The organism is Nocardioides sp. CPCC 206348, from assembly GCF_048654705.1.
Lineage (GTDB): Bacteria > Actinomycetota > Actinomycetes > Propionibacteriales > Nocardioidaceae > Nocardioides.
On the sequence record NZ_JBMCZA010000161.1, the window covers coordinates 33,970 to 37,749 of the forward strand.

Consider the following 3,780-nt stretch of genomic DNA (forward strand, 5'->3'; position numbering starts at 1 on the left):
GCCGATCGGGCGCGCCGGAAAGGGTTCGCTCAAGGAGATGCGACCTGACGAACTGGCCGCGCGAATGGTCCGGACCGCACTCGCCGGCGTTCCCGCGCTGGACCCCGGCGAGATCACCGACCTGATCCTCGGCACAGGGAACCCCGCGGGTGAAGGTGGCAACAACCTCGGCCGTGCTGTCGCCGTGCTGAGCGGGATGGACCACGTGCCGGGCGTCACGGTCAACCGCTACTGCTCGAGCAGCCTGCAGACCACGCGGATGGCCTTCCACGCGATCAAGGCAGGGGAGGGGAACGCCTTCATCTCCGCGGGCGTCGAGACGGTGAGTCGATACTTCAACGGCTGGTCCGACAACCCGGAGGGGCAGAATCCGGCGTTCGCCGAGGCGCAGACGGTCACCGACAAGCGTGCGGGCGGCGGGGCCGAAGCCTGGGTCGACCCGCGCACCACCGGCGATCTGCCGGACCTCTACATCGCCATGGGCCAGACCGCCGAGAACGTGGCACAGGTGATCGGCATGTCGCGCCACGAGCAGGACGAGTTCGCGGTTCGCAGCCAGAACCTCGCCTGCCAGCGGGTCGAAGAGGGCTTCTGGGCCCGCGAGATCACTCCGGTCACGCTGGCGGACGGCACGGTCGTGTCGACCGACGACGGCCCGCGCCCCGGCACGACGCTCGAGGGCGTCAGTCAGCTGAAGCCGGTGTTCCGTCCCGACGGCACCGTGACCGCCGGCAACGCGTGTCCGCTGAACGACGGCGCGGCTGCCCTCGTCGTGATGAGCGACGTCCGCGCCAAGGAACTCGGTCTGGCGCCGCTCGCCCGCATCGTGTCGACCGCGGTGACGGGTCTGTCGCCGGAGATCATGGGGCTCGGCCCGGTCGAGGCGATCCCCGCTGCGCTGCGCAATGCGGGCCTGGGCATCGGCGACATCGACCTGTTCGAGATCAATGAGGCGTTCGCCGTACAGTCGCTCGGCTCGGCCCAGCAGCTCGGCATTCCGCTGGAGAAGCTGAACGTCAACGGCGGCGCGATCGCGATCGGCCACCCCTACGGGATGACCGGTGCGCGGATCACCACCACGCTGATCAACTCCCTGCAGTGGCACGACAAGCAGTTCGCCGTCGAGTCCATGTGCGTGGGCGGCGGCATGGGCATGGCGATGGTGCTGGAGCGCCTCGCATGAGCAGGTTCGCTGGGAAGACCGCGATCGTCACCGGCGCCAGCCGCGGCATCGGGCTGGGCATCGCCGAGCGCCTGGTCCGCGATGGTGCTCGGGTGGTGATCACCGCGCGCAACAAGGAGGCTCTTGACGAGGCGGTCGCGTTCCTCGGCGGTCCCGCGAAGGCGCTCGCCGTCGCGGGCAAGGCCGACGACACCGACCATCAGGACGACACGATCCGGCAGGCGGTCGAGGCGTTCGGCAGCGTCGACTTCCTGGTCAACAACACCGGCATCAACCCGGCCTACGGTCCGATGGTCGAGCTCGACCTCGACGCTGCCCGCAGAGTGGTCGAGGTGAATTGCCTTGCCTCCCTGTCCTGGGTGCAGAAGGTCCATGGGGCGTGGATGAAGGAACACGGCGGCGCGGTCGTCAACGTCTCCTCGGTCACCGCCGTCCGGCCGGCGCCGAACATCGGCTGGTACGGCGCCACCAAGGCGATGCTCAACTCCATCACCGAACTGCTCGCCGTCGAGCTCGGCCCCGACATTCGCGTGAACGGCGTCGCGCCGGCTGTGGTGAAGACCAAGTTCGCCACTGCCCTGTACGACGGGCGAGAAGACCTGGTCAGCCAGGTCTACCCGCTCAAGCGCCTCGGGGTCCCCGAGGACATCGGCAGCGTGGTCGCGTTCCTGCTCTCCGACGACGCTGGCTGGATGACCGGCCAGACCGTTGTGGTCGACGGTGGCGTCACCCTGACCGGCGGCGTCGAGTGAGCGTGGCGCAGCTGCAGGAGAAGGTCGAAGCGTTCCTCGCCGCGCATGACCCCGCAACGACCGACCGCCTCGAGTTCCTCCGCGCCCGGTACGACGAGGGTCTGGCCTGGGTGCACCACCCGATCGGCCGTGGCGGCCTCGGCCTGGCGCAGGAGTTGCAGTCCGAGGCGGACCGGCTGTTCGTCGAGGCGGGTGGCCCGGACAACAAGCCGGGACGCAACGTCATCGGGCTCGGCATGGCCGCGCCGACGATCCTGGCCTTCGGCACCGAGGACCAGAAGGACCGATTCCTGCGGCCGTTGTGGACCGGCGAGGAGATCTGGTGCCAGCTCTTCAGCGAGCCGGGCGCGGGCTCCGACCTCGCCAACGTCTCGACGCGTGCGGTGCGCGACGGGGACGAGTGGGTCGTCAATGGGCAGAAGGTGTGGACCTCCAGTGCTCACAACGCCCGATTCGCGATCCTCGTCGCGCGCACCGACCCGGAGCAGCCCAAACACTTCGGACTGACCTACTTCGTGTGCGACATGACCGACCCCGGTGTCGAGGTACGACCGCTGCGGCAGATCACCGGCGAGGCGGAGTTCAACGAGGTCTTCCTGACGGACGTTCGCATCCCCGACGGACACCGGCTTGGTGAGGTCGGCCAGGGATGGAAGGTCGCGAACGCAACGCTCAACAACGAGCGGCTCTCGATCGGCAAGGGTGCGAGTCGTGAGGGTGGCATGATCGGCGTCGTCGCGCAGACCTGGCGTGCACGTCCCGAGCTGCGCACAGCTGACCTGCATGACCGGCTGCTGCGGCTGTGGATCGAGGCCGAGGTCTCCAGGCTCACGGGCGTCCGACTTCGCCAGAAGCTCGCGCAGGGTCAGCCCGGTCCCGAGGGCTCGGCGATGAAGCTGAGCTTTGCGCGCATCGCGCAGGAACTCTCCGGGCTCGAGCTCGAGCTGCTCGGTGAGGAGGGGCTGCGTTACTCGGACTGGACACTGGTCCGATCTGTCCACGTCGACTTCACCGGCCGCGACGCCGGTTATCGCTACCTGCGCGCGAAGGGCAACTCCATCGAGGGCGGTACGTCGGAGATTCTCCGCAACATCGTGGCCGAGCGCGTGCTGGGCCTGCCCGGTGAGCACCGGGTCGACAAGGACCTCCCGTGGAAGGAGATCGCGAAGTGAGCGACCTTCAGCTGCTCTACACAGAGATCGAGGAGGACCTGCGGTCAAGCGTGCGTGACCTGCTGGGCGACAGGTGTGACTCCAAAGCGGTCACCAGGATCTACGACGGAGACCGGTCACTGGTCGACGGGCTCTGGAAGTCGCTGGTGGACATCGGCCTCGCCGGGTTGCTGGTGCCGGAGGACCGCGGTGGCCAGGGTGCGTCAGCGCGCGAGGCCGCGGTCGTGCTCGAGGAGCTGGGGCGTACGGCGGCGCCGGTGCCGTTCCTGACCAGTTCGGTCATCGCGACGACCGTGCTGCTCGACAGCGACTCGCCCCTACTGCCGCAGTTGGCGGCAGGGGATCGGGTGGCAGCCCTCGCCGTTCCATGGTCAACCGCGCCGGACGCCCAGCTCCCGGTTGTGCAGCTGGAAGGTGGTCGGCTCACCGGCACGGTCACGAGCGTCGCCGGAGCGATCGAGGCGGATGTGTTGCTGGTCCTGGCCGGCACTCACCTCTACTCGGTCGACGTGTCCGCCGTGAGGGTGACACCCCGGGTCTGTCTCGACATGACCCGCCAGGTCGCGGACGTGACTCTCGACGGCGTTGCGGGGGCGTTCGTGCTCGCTGACGCCGAGCCCGCCGTACGCCGCGCACTGGACTGGGGTGCAGCGCTGATGGCCTCCGAACAGCT

General features: G+C 68.7%; 4 protein-coding genes. All 4 read left to right on the plus strand.

Annotated elements, in window-relative coordinates:
- On the plus strand, window positions 1-1,183 hold a 1,183-nt coding region (locus ACOADB_RS11875; RefSeq protein WP_378598486.1), incomplete at its 5' end, for an acetyl-CoA C-acetyltransferase.
- Window positions 1,180-1,935, plus strand: coding sequence for an SDR family oxidoreductase (locus tag ACOADB_RS11880; protein WP_378598489.1), 756 nt, complete (start codon window positions 1,180-1,182; stop codon window positions 1,933-1,935). The genes ACOADB_RS11875 and ACOADB_RS11880, both read left to right, overlap by 4 nt.
- 2 nt (window positions 1,936-1,937) lie before the next feature.
- Window positions 1,938-3,107: an acyl-CoA dehydrogenase family protein gene (locus ACOADB_RS11885; RefSeq protein ID WP_378598492.1), complete on the plus strand. Its 1,170-nt coding sequence runs from the start codon at window positions 1,938-1,940 to the stop codon at window positions 3,105-3,107.
- A partial coding sequence (locus ACOADB_RS11890; protein ID WP_378598495.1) for an acyl-CoA dehydrogenase family protein occupies window positions 3,104-3,780 on the plus strand: 677 nt, incomplete at its 3' end. The genes ACOADB_RS11885 and ACOADB_RS11890, both read left to right, overlap by 4 nt.

Coding starts and splice junctions, on each gene's coding strand:
- ACOADB_RS11880 (WP_378598489.1), top strand. CDS start 1,180: ATGAGCAGGTTCGCTGGGAAGACCGCGATCGTCACCGGCGCCAGCCGC.